This is a genomic window from Terrabacter sp. AAH1, from assembly GCF_054456855.1.
The window spans coordinates 377549-395798 of the sequence record NZ_JBTJJV010000003.1 but is presented as its reverse complement, the minus strand read 5'-3'; the positions used below and the strand labels follow the sequence as shown (position 1 = coordinate 395798).

The following is an 18250-nucleotide window of genomic DNA, read 5'->3' as shown; positions in this document are numbered from 1 at the left end:
CCATACGACGCCTAACTTTGGGCCGTCGGGACTCGGGGGTCATATCCGGCAATCACACGCATGAGGGGACATACGAGCATGCGCGCTCGCTCATTTTTGGCTGCGCTCGCAGCCGCCATCACGCTCGTCGGGGCCGGAGCATCCGTTGCGTCCGCCGACGACATCACGAACAGCGTCGACACCACGGTCGATGCGGCGGCGGAGACCATGCCGCTCAACATTGGGGCAACGGGGAGCACAACGCTGGCCGTCATCACCCAGAGCGGCGACGGCAAGAACGGCTGCAACCTGACCGGTGACACCACCTTCTCCGCCAGCGTCGTATCCTCGGACACCACCGTGGCCACGGTCTCGCCGAGCTCGGTGACGTTCACCTCGTGTGGCGCCACCAAGACGCTGACCGTCAGCGCTGTGAAGACCGGCACGGCGACCATCACCCTGTCGCAGACGAACAACAACACGGGTGGCACCTTCAACTTGGCCCCCGCGACTTTCGTCGTCAATGTGGCGCCGCCGGCGAATGCCGCCCCGACCGTCGTCGTCAGCGGTGTCGTGAACGGCAGCTCGTACGAGTTCGGCAACGTCCCGACGGCACGCTGCGACGTCACGGACAAGGAGGACGGCAGCAAGTCCTTCGATGCCACCCTTGGCTCGATCACCGGACCGCGTAGCGCGGACGGCCTCGGCAGCCAGAAGGCTTCGTGCTCGGTCACGGACGCAGGTGGACTCACGGCCCAGGCCACGGCCACCTACTCCATCGTCGACACGACCAGGCCGCTCCTCACCGTGGTGGCACCCAAGGCCACGGAGGCGACGGCCGCGCGCACGTCGGTCTCTTTCTCGGCCAGTGCCTCAGACGCTGTCGACGGCGAGATCACCCCGGTCTGCAAGACCGCCGCAGGTGACGCCTTCGCCTCTGGCGACGCCTTCCCGGTCGGCACCACGACGCTGACCTGCACCGCGACCGACCAGGCGGGCAACACCGCCACCAGCGACCCCTTCGGGGTCAAGGTCACTGACACGACCGCGCCGATCGTCACGACCCCGGCGAACATCGTCAGGGGCAACGACAAGGCGGCCGTTTCGTACGACCCCGCGTCGGCGTCCGACCTGGTGGATGGCGATGTCCCGGCAACCTGCACGCCGGCGTCTGGCACAACCTTCAAGCTCGGCGCCACCACCGTCACCTGCACGGCCACGGACCGCGCCGGCAACACCGGCACGGGCACGTTCACGGTCACGATCCAGGACAAGACCGCACCCGTCGTCACGGTCCCCAAGAACGTCGTGGCTGAGGCGACCGGTCCCAGCGGCGCGAGCGTCTCTTACGACGCGGTCACGGCGACGGACGACGTCGACGGCAGCGTGGGCGTCAGCTGTGACGCCGCTTCGGGGTCTCTCTTCCCGCTCGGCGCCACCACCTTCACCTGCTCGGCCACCGACAAGGCCGGCAACAAGGGCGTCAACCGCCTCACCATCACCGTCGAGGACACGACCGCCCCGGCCATCACGGTGCCGAAGGACGTGACGAAGGAGGCGACCTCGGCAGCCGGGGCATCCGTGAACTTCGTAGCCTCCGCCGTAGATGTCGTCGACGGTGACGTCGCCGCGACGTGTAGCCCCGACTCGGGCTCGACCTTCGCGCTCGGCACCACGACCGTCGTCTGCGAGGCGACCGACGCCGCCGGCAACACCGCGACCAAGTTCTTCGCCGTCAAGGTCGAGGACACGACCGCTCCGTCCCTGACGGTCTCCGGGGACGTCGTCGCGGAGGCTGTCGACGCCGACGGTGCTCTGGTCGAGTACGACGAGGCGACCGCCACCGACATCGTGGACGGCAAGGTGCAGCCGCACTGTTCGGCCGCCTCCGGATCGCTGTTCGCGCTGGGCAAGACCACTGTCACGTGCAGCGCCACAGACGCGGCAGGCAACCCCGCCAGCAAGTCGTTCGTGGTCGAGGTCGTCGACACGACCGATCCAGTGGTGACGGCACCCGCCAACCTCGTCGTCGGCAACACCTCGCCGACGGGCGCGGACCACGTCAAGTATGGAGTCGCCACCGCCCACGACGCCGTCAGCGGCGACCTGACGGCCACCTGCTCCCCGGGCGCGGAAACGTTCTTCCCGCTGGGCGTCACGACGGTCACGTGCTCCGCGACCGACGCCGCCGGCAACACCGGTGAGAGCACGTTCACCGTCGAGGTGCAGGACTGGACCAAGCCAGAGGTCGCCGTCCCCGCGGACGTGGTGGCCGAGGCCACCGGTCCCACCGGCGCCACGGTCACGTTCGCCGAGCCCACCGCGACGGACGACGTGGACGGCGCTGTCCAGGCCACCTGCACCGCGGCGTCAGGATCGGAGTTCCCGCTCGGGGCCACGACCGTCAGCTGCTCAGCGCGTGACTCGGCGGGCAACGAGGGCACGAACTCTTTCACCGTGACGGTCATGGACACCACGGCACCCGTCTTCGGCGCCGTGGCCAACAAGACCGTGAGCGCCACCTCCGCAGGCGGGGCCGCCGTCTCCTTCGCGACGCCGACCGCTGCCGACCTCGTGGACGGCGCAGTGACGGCGACCTGTGACCGGGCCTCGGGCAGCCTCTTCGCACTCGGCACGACGACCGTCAGCTGCAGGGCGACGGACCAGGCGGGGAACAGCTCGAGCAAGACCTTCACGGTGACGGTCACGGCAGCGTGGTCGGGCTTCCTCCAGCCGATCAACGTCGACGGCAGCTCGGTCTTCAAGCAGGGCAGCACGGTTCCGGTGAAGTTCCAGCTGACCGGCGCCAGCGCCGGCATCAAGGACCTGACGGCCCGGCTCTACCTGCAGAGGACCGGCGTGACGGCCAGCGGCACCGTCATGGAGGCGATCTCGACCTCCAACGCCACCACGGGCAGCCTGTTCCGCTACGACACGACCGGTGACCAGTACATCTTCAACCTGGCGACCAAGAACCTCAGCGTGGGCACGTACAAGCTGATGGTCGACGTCGGTGATGGTGTGGCCCGGACGGTCAACATCAGCCTCAAGTAGGCACTGATTCCAGCAGCGGGTGGCCCCGGACGCAACGTCCGGGGCCACCTCTGTCTGAACGGTCAGCAGCTTCGTCGGCACCACCGAGACGATGGCGTCCAACGTCACCTCCGTCACGCACGGGGGCTCGGTCGCGGTGAGCACCCGGATCACGCGTGGCGTCAACGGCGCTGCCGTTTCCGGAGTCCCGATGCAGTTGTACATGCGGCGGGCCGGAACCACTGGTGGGCCCTGTTGGCGACCCGCACGACGAGTTCCACTGGCACGGTGTCCGTCGTTCACAAGCCGCCCACCTCGCTCGACTACCAGTGGATCTACCGCGGGTCGAACACGTTTGTCGGGTCGGCGAGTGCGGTGCGTCGTGTGAGCGTGCGCCCGGCGGTGACGAGCGCCGTCAGCCTCACGACGCTCCCACTCGGCGGCACCTTCACCTACCGCGTCTACCTGCCGGCCGACACCGACCACCTCGCCTCGTACAGCCCCAGCCGCGCGGTCAAGGTCACCTGACCTGCTCGCTCGATCCCGAGCACGTATGCCGGAGGGCACCGTCCGCGTGGACGGTGCCCTCCGGCATACGGCCGGGTGGTCGGACGTGACCGCGCTCAGGCCCTGCGGTAGCGCCGCTCGGGGCGGCCCGTCGCGCCGTAGCGCAGCGACACCACGGCCTGCCCACCGGACACGAAGTACTCGAGGTAGCGACGCGCGCTGACACGTGAGATCCCCACGGCCTCAGCGCATTCCGTTGCAGACAGACTGTCAGCCGCCTGCAGCAGCGCCGTCGCCACGGACTCCGCCGTCTCGGCGCTGAGGCCCTTCGGCAGGGGTGCCGACGCGCGCCCCGCTGCGGCCTGGCCCGACACGAACGCGGCGTCGATCCGCTCCTGCGTGAGGTCGTCATCGGCGAGAGCTCGCACCCGGTCGGCGGCATACGACTGGAGCCGCTGCTCGAGGTCCGGGAAGGCGAACGGCTTGAGCACGTAGCCGACGACCCCCTCACGGACCGCCCGCCGCACCGACTCGGCCTCCTTCGCCGCGGTGATGACGAGGACGTCGCACGTGGCCCCGGCAGACCTCAGCTGCGTGACGAGGTCGAGCCCGAAGGTGTCGGGCAGGTAGAGGTCGAGCAGCACGAGGTCCGGGTGCAGCCCGTCGACGAGCTCGAGCGCCTCCGCCCCCGACCGCGCGGTGCCGACGACCTCGAATCCCTCTACCCGCTCGACGAACCCACGATGGATGCGCGCCACCATGAAGTCGTCGTCGACGACGAGCACGCGGATCATCCGGTCTCCTTGGCGTGTGGTGCACCGGCCTCGACGGTGAGGCGGGCGACGAAGCGGGCGCCGTCCGGGGTGTTGTCGACATCCACCTCGCCGCCCCGACGCTGGCAGATCAGGCGCGTCAGCGCCAGTCCGATGCCGCGCTCACCTGCCTGGGCGGCCTTGGTCGTGAAGCCGTGCGTGAACACCTCGGTGACGACGTCGGGGGCGACGCCGGGGCCGGAGTCCACGACGCTCACCTCGACCGTCGACGCGTCCTGGCGGATGGTCAGCTCGACCCAGCGCTCCGGGCCCGTCGACGACGCGACGGCGTCGATGGCGTTGTCGACGAGGTTGCCGACGACGACCGACACGTCGGCCGAGTCGCGCTGCGTCAGGCGGCCGATCGAGGTCTCCTCCGACACCCGCAGCTCGACGCGGCGCTCGGTGGCCTGCGCGGCCTTGGCCATGAGCAGGGCCGCGAGCGCGGTGTCGCCGACGCGGCGCGACACCGCGAGGTCGAGCTGGGCGCGGTGCTGGCTCACGGAGTCGACGAAGCGGACGACCTCGTCGTACTCACCGAGCTGGATGAGTCCGGAGATGGTGTGCAGCTGGTTGGCGAACTCGTGCGCCTGCGCCCGCAGCAGCTCGGTGGTGCTGCGGAACGAGCCCAGCTCGCGTTCGAGGTCGGCCAGCTCGGTGCGGTCGCGCAGGGTCGTCACCGACCCCAGCGGCCGGCCGTCCTTGGTGACCTCCATGCGGTTCATGACGAGCACCCGTCCGCGGCGCAGCACCACCTGGTCCCGCGGCGCGTCCGCACGGCTCTCGGGCGGCTGTTCGGAGCCGCCGTTCTCGTCCACCCCGCGCAGCACGTCACGGAGGCGCGGCCCGATCGGCAGGTCGTCGAGGCGCATGCCGACGGCGTGCTCCGGCAGGTCGAGCAGGCGCTGGGCGACGTTGTTCACCAACGTGATCCGCTCGTTCGTGTCCAGCGCGACGACGCCCTCGGCCAGCCCGAAGAGCATCGCCTCTCGGCTCTCGGCGAGACCGGTGATCTCGGCCGGCTCGAGGCCAAGCGTCTGTCGCCTGATGCGTCGCGACAGCAGCCACGAGCCGAAGCCGCCGACCACCAGCGCGATGCCGAGGTAGGTGGGCAGGTAGGCCGACGCGCCCTGGAGGCGGTCGAGCGCCGAGGGCATGTGCACGGCGATCATGACGGTGCCCAGCTGCGTGCCGACGGGAGGTTGCGGACCCGTCTGCGACGGGTCGGGCACGAAGAGCAGCGGGCTCTGCGCGACGATCATCCGCTCGCCGCGCACGTCCATGACGCCCGTCCAGCTCGCCCCGTCGGCCACCGCCGGCGACCCGAGCGGGATGGGCGCGCGCTCGAGCGTCGGATCGGACGACACGCGTACCATCTCGTCGGCATCGGCCACCGTCATCGACGTGACGCTGTACTGCGTCACGATCGACTGCATCAGCGACGGCAGGACGTTGACGACCCCGCCGGGCGCCATCTCGGTGCGCACGATCGGGGTGCTCGCCATCTGCTCGGCGATCGCCGACACGCGTCGCCCCTCGGTGCGCGTGAACGTCGCCTCCGACTGCGCCAGCGAGACGAAGCCGACCGCGACGAGGATGCCGACGAGTATGAGCACCTGGACGGCGAACAGCTGCCCGGTGAGCGTCAGCCGACCGAACCACCGGCCGCTGCTCTGCCTGACCACAACGAACTCAACCTTCATTGGTGACACAAGGGGGACACCCTGCATCGGGTGCGGGCACGATCATGCCGTTCCAGCCCATGAACGCGAAAGAGATCTCACCGATGAGCACTCGCAGCACCTCCTCCGGCGGCCACGCCCGCCCCGTCCGCATCAGCGCCGTCCTCGCGATCGCCGCGGCAGGGGCCCTCGCCCTGTCGGCCTGCGGCGCGACTGCCAAGAAGGACAGCGCGTCCACCGGCGCCGCAGCCGGCCCCGCCTCGAACCTGCAGATCATGGTTCCCAACAGCCCCGGCGGTGGCTACGACACGACCGCACGCACCGTCGCACAGGTCCTCGAGAACCAGAAGGTCACGGGCTCGATCCAGGTCTTCAACCTGCCGGGCGCCGGCGGCACCGTCGGCCTCCAGCGCGTCGTCAACGAGAAGGGCAACGGCAAGCTCGCCATGCAGATGGGCCTCGGCGTCGTGGGCGCGGCCTACACGCAGAAGTCGAAGGCGACGCTCAACGACACCACCCCGATCGCCAAGCTGATCGAGGAGGCCGGCGCCATCGTCGTGCCGAAGGACTCGCCGTACAAGGACGTCAAGAGCCTCGTCGACGCGTGGAAGAAGGACCCGAGCAAGGTCAACGTCGGCGGCGGCTCCAGCCCGGGCGGCCCCGACCACCTGCTGCCGATGCAGCTGGCCAAGGCCGTGGGCATCGACCCGACCAAGGTCTCCTACATCTCCTACGACGGCGGCGGCGAGCTGCTCCCCGCGGTCCTCGGCAACAAGATCGCCTTCGGCGCCAGCGGCTTCGGCGAGTTCCTCGAGCAGGTGAAGTCCGGCTCCATCCGCGTCCTCGCCGTCACGAGCGACAAGCGTGTCGACGCCCTGCCCGACGTGCCGACGATGAAGGAGTCGGGCATCGACTTCACCTTCACCAACTGGCGCGGGATCGTCGCCCCGCCGGAGATCTCGGCCGCCGACAAGCAGGTCTGGATCGACGCCCTCACCAAGATGCACGGCACCGACGCGTGGAAGGCCGAGCTCGAGAAGCGTGGCTGGACCGACGCGTTCGAGACGGGCGACCAGTTCGGCACCTTCCTCAAGGACCAGGACAAGGCCGTCGCCGACATCCTCCAGGGCCTGGGACTGACGAGCTGACATGTCCGACGTGACTCCTGACCGCACTGACCACAGCACCGCGGCCCAGGACGTCGAGACCCAGGGCGGGGACCGCGCACAGTACGGAATGTGCGCGGCCCTCGCCGGCCTCGGCATCCTCCTGCTCGTCAACGCGGCCTCACTCGCCCCCGTGGCCAGCAGCAACGACTCGCTCGGCCCCAAGGTCATCCCGACCATCCTCGGGATCCTGCTGCTCATCGTCTCCGTCCTCTACGCCATCGACATCCGGCGCGGTGGCGTCGGCGCGGCCGACGAGGGCGAGGACATCGACCTGACGAGCAAGGCGGACTGGAAGACCGTCGGCCTGCTCGTGGTCGTCTTCGGCGTGAGCGCCGCCCTCATGGAGACGCTCGGCTGGGTCATCGCCGGCACGCTCCTCTTCGCGGGCTGCGCGTTCGCGCTCGGCAACCGCCACTACGTGCGTGGCGTCCTCGCCGGGCTCGCGATCTCGCTCCTCACCTTCTACGTGTTCGCCATCGGGCTCGGCGTCAACCTGCCCGCCGGCGTCCTGCAAGGGATTCTGTGATGGACAACTTCAACCACCTCATCGAGGGGTTCGGCCACGTCATGACGCCGCTGAACCTGCTCTTCGCCTTCGTCGGCGTCGTCGTCGGCACGGCCGTCGGCGTGCTGCCCGGCATCGGACCGGCGATGACGGTCGCCCTCCTGCTGCCGATCACGTTCACGCTCGACACCACCCAGGCGCTCATCATGTTCGCCGGCATCTTCTACGGCGGCATGTACGGCGGGTCGACGACCTCGATCCTGCTCAACACACCCGGCGAGTCGTCCTCGGTCGTCACGGCCCTCGAGGGCAACAAGATGGCCAAGGCGGGACGCGCCGCCCAGGCGCTCGCCACCGCTGCCATCGGTTCGTTCGTCGCCGGCACCATCGCCACGGTGCTGCTCGTGCTCGTCATGCCGCAGGTGGTCTCGTTCGCCATCGACCTCGGCTCCCCCGAGTACTTCGCCATCATCATGCTCGCCTTCGTCGGCGCCAGCATGGTCCTCGGCTCCTCCCGGCTGCGCGGCTTCGCCGCGCTGCTCGTCGGCCTGTCCATCGGCATCGTCGGCATCGACAAGGTGACCGGGCAGCAGCGCATGACGTTCGACCTCCCGCAGCTCGCGGACGGCATCGACATCGTCGTCGTCGCGGTCGGGCTCTTCGCCGTCGGCGAGGCCCTCTGGGTCGCAGCGCACCTGCGGCGCAAGGCTGCCGGCGTCATCCCGGTCGGCCAGCCGTGGATGGGTCGGCAGGACTGGAAGCGGTCGTGGAAGCCGTGGCTGCGGGGCACCGCCCTCGGGTTCCCCTTCGGTGCCATCCCCGCCGGCGGCGCCGAGGTGCCGACCTTCCTGTCGTACGTGACCGAGCGCAAGCTGACCAAGCACCCGGAGGAGTTCGGCCACGGCGCCATCGAGGGCGTCGCCGGACCGGAGGCCGCCAACAACGCGTCCGCCGCAGGCACGCTCGTACCGCTGCTCGCCATCGGCCTGCCGACCAACGCGACCGCGGCGATCATCCTCACCTTCCTCCAGGGGCGAGGGCTCGAGCCGGGCCCGCTGCTCATCGAGAAGCAGCCCGCGCTCGTGTGGACGCTGGTCGCGAGCCTCTTCGTCGGCAACACCCTGCTGCTCGCGCTGAACCTGCCTCTCGCTCCCCTGTGGGCCAAGCTGCTCCAGATCCCGCGCCCCTACCTGTATGCCGGCATCCTCTTCTTCGCGACGATGGGCGCGTGGGCGGTCAACGGCCAGCCCTTCGACCTCTACCTGCTGCTCGCCATCGGCCTCATCGGCTTCGCGATCCGCCGCTTCGGGTTCCCGGTGCTGCCGCTCATCATCGGGGTCATCCTGGCCCCCATCGCGGAGCTGCACCTGCGACGTTCGCTGCAGCTCTCGCACGGCGAGGTCAGCGGCCTCGTCGGCGGCCCGGTGGCCTGGGCCTGCTACGGCATCATCGTGCTGACGATCCTGTGGCCCCTCATCGCGAAGCTCATCCGAACCACTCGTGCCAACAAGGGCGACAAGGGCGGCCCCGGCTCGCCCCTGGCGTCCGAGGTCAACCAGGAGGCACGGGCATGACCATCCTCGTCGGCTACATCCCTACCCCACAGGGCGAGGCAGCGCTGGCAGCAGCCACGGCCGAGGCCCGGGCACACGGCGACCGCGTGCTCGTCGTCAACATGTCCCGCGACGACAAGCTCGTCGACGCGCACCGGGCCGAGGGCTCCGACCTCGACCGCCTCGATGCCGACCTCGCCGAGTCCGGGGTGGAGCACGAGGTGCGCCGGGTCGAGCACGGCACCGATCCCGCCGATGCGATCCTGGGGATCATCGAGGCGGAGGCTCCGCGGATGCTCGTGATCGGGATCCGGCACCGCTCGCCCGTCGGCAAGCTGCTGCTCGGCTCGACGGCCCAGCGCCTCCTGCTCGACGCCGCGTGCCCGGTGCTCGCCGTCAAGACCGGTTGAACCCAGCCACCTCCACAACCGTCGTCACGCCACGAGTGGCCGGTGCCCGCCCCGGGCACCGGCCACTCGTGGCGTCTACCGGATCGAACGGGACACGGCGACGTGGCGCGCGACCTCGACGAAGCCGGCCCGCTCGTAGAGACCACGGGCAGGCCCGTCGAGGTCGGCGACGATGACCAGCCTTGTGACAGAGGGGTCCTCGAGGGCCCACGCGCCGGCAGCACGCACCAGCGCCCCCGCGATGCCACGCCTTCGATGGGTCGCCAGGGTGACGACGTCCTGATAGCGGGCCAGTCCGTCGAGCCTGACGATGCCGAGGTTGCTCACGAGACGGTCGCCCTCGAACGCCCCGAACCAACGCGCGCGACCCGACTCGGCGAGGCCCCGCTGGGCGGCAGCACGTCGGCGCTCGAACTCGAGGCGCCCGTCCCGGCGGTCCGTGGGGGTGTCGCTGCCGCCGACCTCGGCCGACTGCTCCCAGTCGTCGTCACTCACGAGCTCCCGCAGCCGTATTCCGTCGGGCGCGGCCCCGCCCGACGGCACTGTCGTCGTGGCGAGGTCCACGTCGACCTCCACGTCCCACCCCTGCTCGACCCAGGCCGCGGTGTCGCCGCCCACCTCGCTGAAGGCGATCGCGCGGTGCGCAGCGTCAGGGTGCTCCCGCTCGAAGGTCGCGACCCAGTGGTCGAGGTCGGCGGCACGAGCCGGACCCGAGACGAGCACGAAGTTGCCCCACCAGAAGGTCGGGTTGGCGTCGGTGCGCACGACGAGGTGGTCGCCGCGGTCGGTGACGGTCGAGCCCTGCAACTCGAGCAGCGCCAGGTCGGTCACCAGACCGGGGGACGTCACCTCCACGCGTCGATACTCACCCACTCTCACCACCAGCCCTGGCGGTGGGCCCAGCGCAGCAGGCCGAGGCTGATCACGGCCATGACGCCGAGCACGACCACCAGCTGCGGCACGTGCGTCTCGTCGTTGACGATGAGGTTCATCCCGTAGACCGACGCGATGGCGGTGATCGGGAGCGTGATCGCCGCGATGACGGCCAGCCGCTCCATGGCGACGGTCATCTTCGTCGTGACCCGCGTCTGGTAGAGGTCGATGACTCCGACGAGGAACTGCATCTCGCCGTCCGCGAGGTTGCGCACGCGTTCGAACTGCTCGGCAAGGTCGCGGGCGTGCCGCTTGGCCTCCTCGGGCACGAACCGCTCGAGGGAGTGGATGCGGGCCTGGATGTCGTACGCCTGTGCCGCCATCGTGCGCGACGTCATCAGCTCGTGGCGCACGAGGAAGAGCTGCTCGAGCAGGGCCTCGGGCCGGTGGAAGTCGGTGGCCATCACCTGTTCCTCCATCGGCGGCAGGCGCGTCGCGACCTGGCGCACGGCGGCACTCTGGCGGCGCGCGATGGCCGAGCCGATGGCGTACGCGAGGTCGTGCGTCGACTGCGGACGCAGCCGCCCGGCCTCGAGACGCGCGCGCACCCCGCGGGTCTCCTCGCTCGCTGCCTCGGCCGACACCACCGGGTTGCGCGGCCCGTGCACCGTGACGAGACAGTGCTCCCCGACGACCATGTCGAGCTCGAGCACGTGCACGTGCCCGCTCTCCCCCGCCAGCGCGGTGTGGAGGATGACGAAGAGCTGGTGCTCGTACGCGTGGACGGTCGGCACGAAGTTGCGCTCGGCACACGCCTGCCGGACCAACGGGTGCGCCTTGATCGGTCCCGCGAGCACTGCCTCGGCCTCGGCGTCCCAGTCCGGCACGTCGACCCAGGCGAAGCCGTCGCTGCGCGTGAGCAGCGTCTCGAGGTCGGCCACCCCGTGGTCGGTGATCCCGTCAGCGCTGACGAACGACACCTGCATGGCACCACTCTGGCACCGGCGACACCTGCGCGGCAGTGGGCGCAGCGACAGCGACGGGGGGTCCGTCGGCTCAGCCGGCGACGCAGGCGCCGGTGTCGACCTCCAGCTGGGCGTTGGCGGACGCGTCGAGGACGGGCTTGGCCTCCGCGAGGGTCAGTGCGTAGCCCGTCGTGTCGTCCTCGAGCGACTTCGCGAAGATGACGCCGACGACGCGGCCCTGCGTGTCGAGGAGCGGCCCACCGGAGTTGCCCGGCTGCACCGTCGCGGCGAGCGAGTAGATCTCGCGCACGACGCGCTCGCGCCCGTAGATGTCGAGTCCGCGGGCGTCGAGCTGGGCGCGCACGCGGGCCGAGACGACGCGGTAGGGCCCGTCGAGCGGGAAGCCGGGGACGGCGGCCGAGTCGCCCCGCGTCACCTCGCCGCCCAGTGGCAGCGCCGGCGCGGACAGGCCCGGCGCGCTGAGCACGGCGAGGTCGCGCCGCGGGTCGAAGACGATGACCCGCGCCCGGAGGGTCTGGTCGCCGGCCTCGATGCGCACCTGGTCGGCGCCCGCGACGACGTGGGCGTTCGTGACGATGTGCCCGGGCGAGAGCACCCAGCCGGTGCCCTCCTGCCCGCGCTGGCACGACTCGGACTGGGTGGTCACCTTGACGACGGAGCGCCCGGCAGCGCGGATCGCCTGCGACCGCGCGACGGCGGGGTCGGGGTCCTGCACCGGGGTGATCGGCTCCGGGGCCAGCCCGCCGAAGACCTGCGGGAAGCCCTGGCTCGACAGGAACCCGCGGAAGCTGGCGAAGACGTCGCCGGTCTCCTCGGGGACGACCGAGTTGACCACGCGCATCACCCGTGACTCGGCCATGGCCTTCGACAGCGCCGGGTTGCCCGCCGTGCGCAGCGCGCCACCGATGAACCAGACGATGAGGCTCGCCGCCAGCATGACGACGACCGCGCCGAGCACCGAGTCGAGCCGCCGCAGCGACGTCTGCCCCACCCGCTTGCGGATCTGCGCCCCGAGCAGGCTGCCGAGGTACTGGCCGAGCCACCCGAAGGCCACCACCCCGACGATGAGCACGACGACGCGCGTGCGGTCGTTCTCGGCCACGGCGTCCCAGCGGGCCAGCATCCCCGGCAGCTGCCAGACCGCCAGCATCGCGAAGGCGAAGAAGCCGAGCAGCGACGAGACGCTCTGGATCAGGCCCTGCCGGTAGCCGGAGAAGGCGTACGCCAGCAGCAGCAGTCCCAGGGCGATGTCGAGCACTGTGCCTCCGCTCATCAGCGCCTCCCGCCCAGGAAGCGCTCGGGCAGAGCACGCCTGACGTCGGTGTCCCACGGCACGGAGAGCCCGCCCAGCTCGAGCACGCTGCTGACGAGCCCTGCCGTGAAGCCCCAGAGGAACAGGTCGTCGAGGTCGAAGCCCGGCCCGACGTAGCCCGACGGGTGGGTCACGGAGAAGCGCGTGGCCGGCTCGACGAGGTGCGACACCGGCACCGAGAGCACGTCATGCACCTCGGCGGGGTCACGCACGCCGATGGGCGAGGGCTGTGCCCACCACGCGAGCACCGGGGTGACGACGAACTGGGCCGGGGCGAGGAAGATCGGCGGCAGCTGCACGACGACGTCGACGCCGTCGGGTTCGATCCCCGTCTCCTCGTGGGCCTCGCGCAGCGCCGTGGCGACGAGGTCGGCGTCCTCGGGGTCGCGCGAGCCGCCGGGGAAGGCGATCTGCGCCGGCTGGGTGCGCATCGTGTGCGAGCGCTCGATGAGCACAACGTGCTCACCGGGGTCGTCGGCACCGGCGGGCGGCGGCCCGAAGAGGATGAGGACGGCGGACTCGCGGGCGTCGTCGTCGGGCGGTGCGAACCGCGCGAACCACTCCGGCTGGAAGCTCTCGAGCCGCTGCACGGCAGCGTCCATCCAGGCCGGACGGGGCAGGCGACCCCGCCCCTGAACGGGTGCAGGGTCGATGGAACCCGAGCTGCCGGCATACGCGATGCCGCTGACCACCTTCGTCACTTCGGCGCCAGCTCGTACTTCAGCAGCTTCGCGGCCTTGTCGGGGTCGGTCTCGCCGATGCCGTAGCTGGGGCACCAGCGCGCCACCGGGCACGCGCCGCAGGCGGGCTTCTTCGCGTGGCACGTGCGGCGCCCGTGGAAGATGACGACGTGGCTGAGCATCGTCCAGTCCTTGCGCATGAAGAGGCGGCCGATCTCGTGCTCGACCTTGACGGGGTCCTCCTCCTCGGTCCAGCCGAAGCGGCGCACGAGCCGACCGAAGTGGGTGTCGACGGTGATCCCCGGGATGTCGAACGCGTTGCCGAGCACGACGTTGGCCGTCTTGCGCCCGACCCCCGGGAGCGTCACGAGGTCCTTGAGCCGCGGCGGCACCTCGCCGTCGAAGTTCTCGACGAGGGCGATGCCGAGCTTGATGAGGGCGTCGGCCTTGTTCCGGTAGAACCCGGTCGGCTGGATGATCGTCTCCAGCTCGGTGCGGTCGGCGCCGGCGTAGTCGGCGGCCGTCCGGTACTTCGCGAAGACGATGGGCGTCACCTTGTTGACCCCGACGTCGGTGGTCTGCGCCGACAGGATGGTCGCCACGAGCAGCTCGAGCGGGGTGGTGAAGTCGAGCTCGCAGTGCGCGTACGGGTAGCGCTCGTGGAGCGACCGGTACATCTTGCGGGCGCGACGCGTCCGCGAGATCGAGGTCTCGTCGGCAGTCACGATGGCGCGGGGGGACACGGACGACACTGTATGCCGCCGCGCTGGGTCACGCCCGGTGCGCTCGGCCGGCGTCGGCGAGGGGCCGGCCAACCTCCCCGGGGCCGCGGCGAGGACCGCTGCGCCCGAACGTTCCTCGCGGTCCCGCGTGCGTCCGGAGGGTGCAGATGGGTACGAACTGCCTGCCGGAGGGAGGCAGACATGTACCGGGAAGCGAACGACAGCGCTTCGGCGCCCGCGCCTGCCGCGCGGGCTGGCGCGTCCGAGACGTCGACGACGCCGGAGGCGGCGACCGACGAGCGCGGACTCGAGACGACGCTCGACGCGCTCCACGCCATGCACCTGCACCACGCCCCCGACCAGGACGTCGTCCGGGCCATGGAGCTCATGGTGACGCACGCCGAGTTCCCGTGCCTCGGGGCGAAGTCGGTGTTCCGCCGGGGCAACTTCGAGCACGCCGTCCTCGACGACATGGACGGCCCGGACACCCCGCAGCTGCTGCTCGAGCGGCTCACGCGGTTCGCCGACGGCATCGCCGGCGAGGACGGCTTCCACTCCTTCATCGTCACCTTCCGCCGACCCGCGCACGACGACGAGGGCGCGTTCGAGTCCTCGCTGTTCAGGCTGCTCCAGCGCCTCCACGACGCCGACGACGAGACGTGGGCGCGGGGCGTCGGGGCCGACCCCACCGACCCGCACTTCGCCTTCAGCGTCGCAGGCACGGCGTACTTCATCGTCGGCCTGCACCCGGCGGCGTCCCGCGTCGCGCGTCGGGCCCCGCTCGCGACCCTGGTCTTCAACCCCCACGACCAGTTCGAGCAGCTGCGCGCCGACGGCCGGTTCGACGGCATGCGCTCGACGATCCGGCGCCGCGACGTCGACCTGCAGGGCTCGGTCAACCCGATGGTGGCCGACCACGGCGAGAGCAGCGAGGCGCTCCAGTACTCCGGTCGCGCGCACGACCCCGGCTGGGAACCGCCGCTCGAGGTGCACCCGACCCCATCCACCCCCGCCGACGAGGAGGACCGCCGATGACCATCGCCAAGGACGCCCCGACCACGACGAGCGCTCCGCCCACGCAGCCATCGACGGCACCGACGCCGATCCCGGGCCAGGGCCGGCACTTCGGGGCGGGAGGCCCGGTCTTCGTCCCGGCGTACGGTGGCGACGTGGAGCTCACCCGACTCGCCCCCCAGACCGGCGCCGCCTTCCTCCTGCGCGCCGGCGAGCGCCTCGTCGTCGTGGACCCGACGGGCGAGCAGGTCAGCGACTTCTTCGCCGTGATGGCCGAGGACCACGACGAGTGGCTCAGCTCCGGACGCACCATCGACTACGCGAACTCGACGATCGTCACGACGGGAACGGTGCTCTACAGCAACCGCAGCACGCCGATGGCCACCGTCGTCGAGGACACGTGCGGCCGCCACGACCTGCTGCTCACGCCGTGCAGCCAGCAGACGTTCGACCTGCTCTACCCCGAGCTCGGGGGCGCCTACCACCCGAGCTGCTTCGAGAACCTCGCCTCGAACATGAGCCGCTTCGGCGTCGCGTCCGACCGCATCGGCACGACGCTCAACATCTTCATGAACGTGTGGGCCGAGCGGAACGGCGAGCTCCACATCGACCCGCCGACGTCGCGTGCCGGCGACCGGTTCGTCGTGCGCGCAGAGGCAGACCTCGTCGTCGGTCTCACCGCGTGCTCCGCCGAGAAGTCGAACAACGGAGTCTGCAAGCCGATCGACTACCGCATCGAGGCGTGAGCGGGCGCCGTCGACGACGTGACGGTGCTCGCGACGGATGGCGGCGCGAGCACGGAGGCGACGTGGCACACTGACCCCGTGGATCTCGACGTGGTGCGGCGCGCCCCCCTGTTCAAGGCTCTCGACGACGAGGCGGCCTCGGCGCTGCTGTCGGAGATGAGCCGCTCGCACATGGAGCGCGGCGACGTGCTCTTCCACGAGGGCGACCGCGGCGACACGCTCTACGTCATCGCCGAGGGCAAGATCAAGCTCGGCCGCACGAGCCCCGACGGGCGCGAGAACCTCGTCGCCATCCTCGGCCCGGGCGAGATGTTCGGCGAGCTCAGCCTCTTCGACCCGGGCCCGCGCACGATGACGGCCACGGCGGTCGCCGAGACGCAGCTGCTCGGGGTCGGCAACGAGTCGTTGACGGGCCTGCTGTCCGGCCGCCCCGAGGTGTCCAAGGCGCTGCTCGCGGCCCTGGCCCAGCGTCTGCGCCGCACCAACGCCCACCTCGCCGACCTCGTCTTCACCGACGTGCCGGGTCGCGTCGCGAAGGCGCTGCTCGACCTGTCCGAGCGCTTCGGCCGTCCGGTCGAGGGCGGAATCATGGTCTCGCACGACCTCACGCAGGAGGAGCTCGCCCAGCTCGTCGGCGCCTCGCGCGAGACGGTCAACAAGGCGCTCGCCGACTTCGCGACGCGCGGCTGGCTGCGCCTGGAGGCACGAGCCGTCCTGCTCCAGGACGTCGAGCGCCTCAAGCGCCGCGCGCGCTGACCCGCCCACGCCGCCGGATGCGGCGGCCGGCGCATCCGTCTGCCCACCAGCTCAGCTCGCGAACGACCAGCCGTCCGGCCCGTTGACGACCACGCGGTCGGCGGCGCCTGCGGCCGCGGCGATGCGTGCGGCGTTGACCTCGTCGGTCTGCTCGACCCAGGCGGCCGCGGCGTCCGGCGACTTGCCGAACGTCACGTGCCGCTCGACGAGCCTCGAGCGCCTGAGGTCGTCGTCACCCGTGACGTACCAGACCTCGGCGATGGCGGATCGTGCTGCGTGCCAGCGCGGTTCGGGCAGCAGCAGGTAGTTGCCCTCGGTGACGACGAGGCGAGCGCTCGGGGGCACCACCACGGCAGCGGCGATCGGCTGCTCGAGGGTGCGCTCGAAGCCGGGCGCGTAGGCCCACGAGTCGGGCTCGTCGACGAGGCGGCGCAGCAGGTGCGCGTAGCCTTCGGCGTCGAACGTGTCAGGAGCACCCTTGCGGGACAACGCTCCCAGACGCTCGAGCTGCACGTCGGCGAGGTGGTAGCCGTCCATCGGCACGTGCGCCACCCAGTCCTCGCCCCGAGCCGCGGCCACCGCGGCGACGAGGGCGTCGGCGAGCGTCGACTTGCCGGCACCCGGCACCCCGGCGATGCCGAGCACTACCCGGCGGTGGTCACCGACGAGGTCGAGAGCCGCCCTCGCGAGCGTCGCGACGCTCAACCGTGCTCGCGGAGGTACTCGAGCTGCGCCTGCACCGACAGCTCGGCGGCAGGCCACACGCTGCGCGGCACGTCGGCATACACGCGCTCGACGACCTCGTATGCCGTCTGCGCGCCCCGGGCGACCGCCTGACGCACCTGGTCGAGGCGCTCCGCGCGGTGCTCGAGGTAGAAGGTGACCGTCGCCGCGGCGTCGGCGACGAACGGCCCGTGCCCCGGCAGCAGGCTCGTCACCGTGCCGGCACGCGTCAGTGACTCGATGCGCTCGAGCGACGCGAGGTAGGCCTCGAGGCTGCCGTCGGGCCAGGCGACGACGGTGGTGCCGCGACCGAGGACGGTGTCGCCGGTGACCAGCGTGTTGTCGGCGGGCAGCACGAAGGAGAAGGAGTCGCTCGTGTGGCCGGGCGTCTCGACGGCGAGGATCTCGAGGCCACCGACCCGGATGGTCTCGCCGGCCCACAGGTCGTCGTGACCCCGACCGAAGGCGCGGACCGGGGCGCCGGTCAGCTCGTGGAAGCGGTCGGCGCTCTCGGCGTGGTCGTCGTGGCCGTGGGTGAGCAGGGTCAGCGCGACCCGCCGCCCGGTCGAGGCCACCCGGTCGAGCACGTGCTGGAGGTGCCGCTCGTCGAGGGGCCCCGGGTCGACGACGACGACCTCGCCGGAGCCGGGCTCGGCGAGCAGCCAGGTGTTCGTGCCGTCGAGGGTCATCGGCCCCGGGTTGGGGCAGAGCACGCACTCGGCACGCTCGCTCGTGACGCCGCCGGTCCAGGCCGGGTCGGCTGCGGTGCCGTTCACGGCCGCACCTCC

Annotated in this window: 18 protein-coding genes; 9 read left to right on the top strand and 9 right to left on the bottom strand. The window is 71.0% G+C overall.

Annotation, left to right across the window (positions count from 1 at the left end; translation table 11 throughout):
* Positions 1 to 78: 78 nt before the first annotated feature.
* Positions 79 to 3033 (top strand): HYR domain-containing protein, encoded by a 2955-nt coding sequence (locus ACXR8F_RS07915; RefSeq protein ID WP_458799524.1) that lies wholly within the window; start codon positions 79 to 81, stop codon positions 3031 to 3033.
* Positions 3034 to 3300: 267 nt separating this feature from the next.
* On the top strand, positions 3301 to 3540 hold the full coding sequence (locus tag ACXR8F_RS07910) for a hypothetical protein (protein WP_458799522.1): 240 nt from the start codon (positions 3301 to 3303) through the stop codon (positions 3538 to 3540).
* A gap of 95 nt (positions 3541 to 3635) precedes the next feature.
* On the opposite strand, the gene ACXR8F_RS07905 is transcribed toward ACXR8F_RS07910, so the two are convergent.
* Together ACXR8F_RS07905 and ACXR8F_RS07900 are read right to left on the bottom strand one after the other, a co-directional pair.
* A complete protein-coding gene (locus ACXR8F_RS07905; protein ID WP_458799520.1) occupies positions 3636 to 4313 on the bottom strand; it encodes a response regulator in 678 nt (225 codons plus the stop codon).
* Positions 4310 to 6016, bottom strand: coding sequence for a sensor histidine kinase (locus tag ACXR8F_RS07900; protein ID WP_458799518.1), 1707 nt, complete (start codon positions 6014 to 6016; stop codon positions 4310 to 4312). The genes ACXR8F_RS07905 and ACXR8F_RS07900 overlap by 4 nt, the downstream gene beginning before the upstream one ends.
* Positions 6017 to 6117: 101 nt before the next feature.
* Here ACXR8F_RS07900 and ACXR8F_RS07895 point away from each other — a divergent pair, with 101 nt between their 5' ends.
* Genes ACXR8F_RS07895 through ACXR8F_RS07880 form a run of 4 tightly spaced genes read left to right on the top strand, consistent with a single transcriptional unit; the run spans position 6118 to position 9650 of the window.
* Positions 6118 to 7161 carry a Bug family tripartite tricarboxylate transporter substrate binding protein gene (locus tag ACXR8F_RS07895; protein WP_045190790.1) on the top strand — a complete coding sequence of 348 codons (1044 nt, stop codon included), beginning with the start codon at positions 6118 to 6120 and terminating at the stop codon, positions 7159 to 7161.
* Between the two features lies 1 nt (position 7162).
* Positions 7163 to 7708, top strand: coding sequence for a tripartite tricarboxylate transporter TctB family protein (locus ACXR8F_RS07890; RefSeq protein ID WP_082080882.1), 546 nt, complete (start codon positions 7163 to 7165; stop codon positions 7706 to 7708).
* Entirely contained in the window at positions 7708 to 9261 is a 1554-nt protein-coding gene (locus ACXR8F_RS07885; RefSeq protein ID WP_458799515.1) for a tripartite tricarboxylate transporter permease, read from the top strand. The genes ACXR8F_RS07890 and ACXR8F_RS07885 overlap by 1 nt, the downstream gene beginning before the upstream one ends.
* Positions 9258 to 9650, top strand: coding sequence for a universal stress protein (locus ACXR8F_RS07880; RefSeq protein WP_458799513.1), 393 nt, complete (start codon positions 9258 to 9260; stop codon positions 9648 to 9650). The genes ACXR8F_RS07885 and ACXR8F_RS07880 overlap by 4 nt, the downstream gene beginning before the upstream one ends.
* Positions 9651 to 9725: 75 nt before the next feature.
* Here the strand turns inward: ACXR8F_RS07880 and ACXR8F_RS07875 are convergent, their stop codons facing one another.
* The 5 genes from ACXR8F_RS07875 to nth all read right to left on the bottom strand — a co-directional run bounded on the left by ACXR8F_RS07875 (position 9726) and on the right by nth (position 14178).
* Positions 9726 to 10505 carry a GNAT family N-acetyltransferase gene (locus tag ACXR8F_RS07875; RefSeq protein WP_458799511.1) on the bottom strand — a complete coding sequence of 260 codons (780 nt, stop codon included), beginning with the start codon at positions 10503 to 10505 and terminating at the stop codon, positions 9726 to 9728.
* Positions 10506 to 10525: 20 nt separating this feature from the next.
* Complete coding sequence (locus tag ACXR8F_RS07870; protein ID WP_458799509.1) at positions 10526 to 11509, bottom strand: magnesium transporter CorA family protein; 984 nt, start codon at positions 11507 to 11509, stop codon at positions 10526 to 10528.
* A gap of 70 nt (positions 11510 to 11579) precedes the next feature.
* On the bottom strand, positions 11580 to 12782 hold the full coding sequence (locus ACXR8F_RS07865; RefSeq protein ID WP_458799507.1) for a MarP family serine protease: 1203 nt from the start codon (positions 12780 to 12782) through the stop codon (positions 11580 to 11582).
* Positions 12782 to 13522: an NUDIX hydrolase gene (locus ACXR8F_RS07860; RefSeq protein ID WP_458799505.1), complete on the bottom strand. Its 741-nt coding sequence runs from the start codon at positions 13520 to 13522 to the stop codon at positions 12782 to 12784. Before ACXR8F_RS07860 ends, ACXR8F_RS07865 begins: the two co-directional genes overlap by 1 nt.
* A complete protein-coding gene (nth, locus tag ACXR8F_RS07855) occupies positions 13519 to 14178 on the bottom strand; it encodes an endonuclease III (RefSeq protein WP_458799572.1) in 660 nt (219 codons plus the stop codon). The genes ACXR8F_RS07860 and nth overlap by 4 nt, the downstream gene beginning before the upstream one ends.
* A gap of 246 nt (positions 14179 to 14424) precedes the next feature.
* On the opposite strand from nth, the gene gntA reads away from it, so the two are divergent.
* The 3 genes from gntA to ACXR8F_RS07840 all read left to right on the top strand — a co-directional run bounded on the left by gntA (position 14425) and on the right by ACXR8F_RS07840 (position 16739).
* Complete coding sequence (gntA, locus tag ACXR8F_RS07850; protein ID WP_458799503.1) at positions 14425 to 15258, top strand: guanitoxin biosynthesis heme-dependent pre-guanitoxin N-hydroxylase GntA; 834 nt, start codon at positions 14425 to 14427, stop codon at positions 15256 to 15258.
* Positions 15255 to 15983, top strand: coding sequence for a DUF1989 domain-containing protein (locus ACXR8F_RS07845; protein WP_458799501.1), 729 nt, complete (start codon positions 15255 to 15257; stop codon positions 15981 to 15983). Before gntA ends, ACXR8F_RS07845 begins: the two co-directional genes overlap by 4 nt.
* Before the next feature lie 78 nt (positions 15984 to 16061).
* On the top strand, positions 16062 to 16739 hold the full coding sequence (locus ACXR8F_RS07840) for a Crp/Fnr family transcriptional regulator (RefSeq protein ID WP_045190795.1): 678 nt from the start codon (positions 16062 to 16064) through the stop codon (positions 16737 to 16739).
* Positions 16740 to 16790: 51 nt separating this feature from the next.
* On the opposite strand, the gene ACXR8F_RS07835 is transcribed toward ACXR8F_RS07840, so the two are convergent.
* Both ACXR8F_RS07835 and ACXR8F_RS07830 read right to left on the bottom strand, forming a co-directional pair.
* Positions 16791 to 17444 (bottom strand): nucleoside/nucleotide kinase family protein, encoded by a 654-nt coding sequence (locus ACXR8F_RS07835; RefSeq protein ID WP_458799499.1) that lies wholly within the window; start codon positions 17442 to 17444, stop codon positions 16791 to 16793.
* On the bottom strand, positions 17441 to 18238 hold the full coding sequence (locus tag ACXR8F_RS07830; protein ID WP_458799497.1) for an MBL fold metallo-hydrolase: 798 nt from the start codon (positions 18236 to 18238) through the stop codon (positions 17441 to 17443). The genes ACXR8F_RS07835 and ACXR8F_RS07830 overlap by 4 nt, the downstream gene beginning before the upstream one ends.
* Positions 18239 to 18250 lie beyond the last annotated feature (12 nt).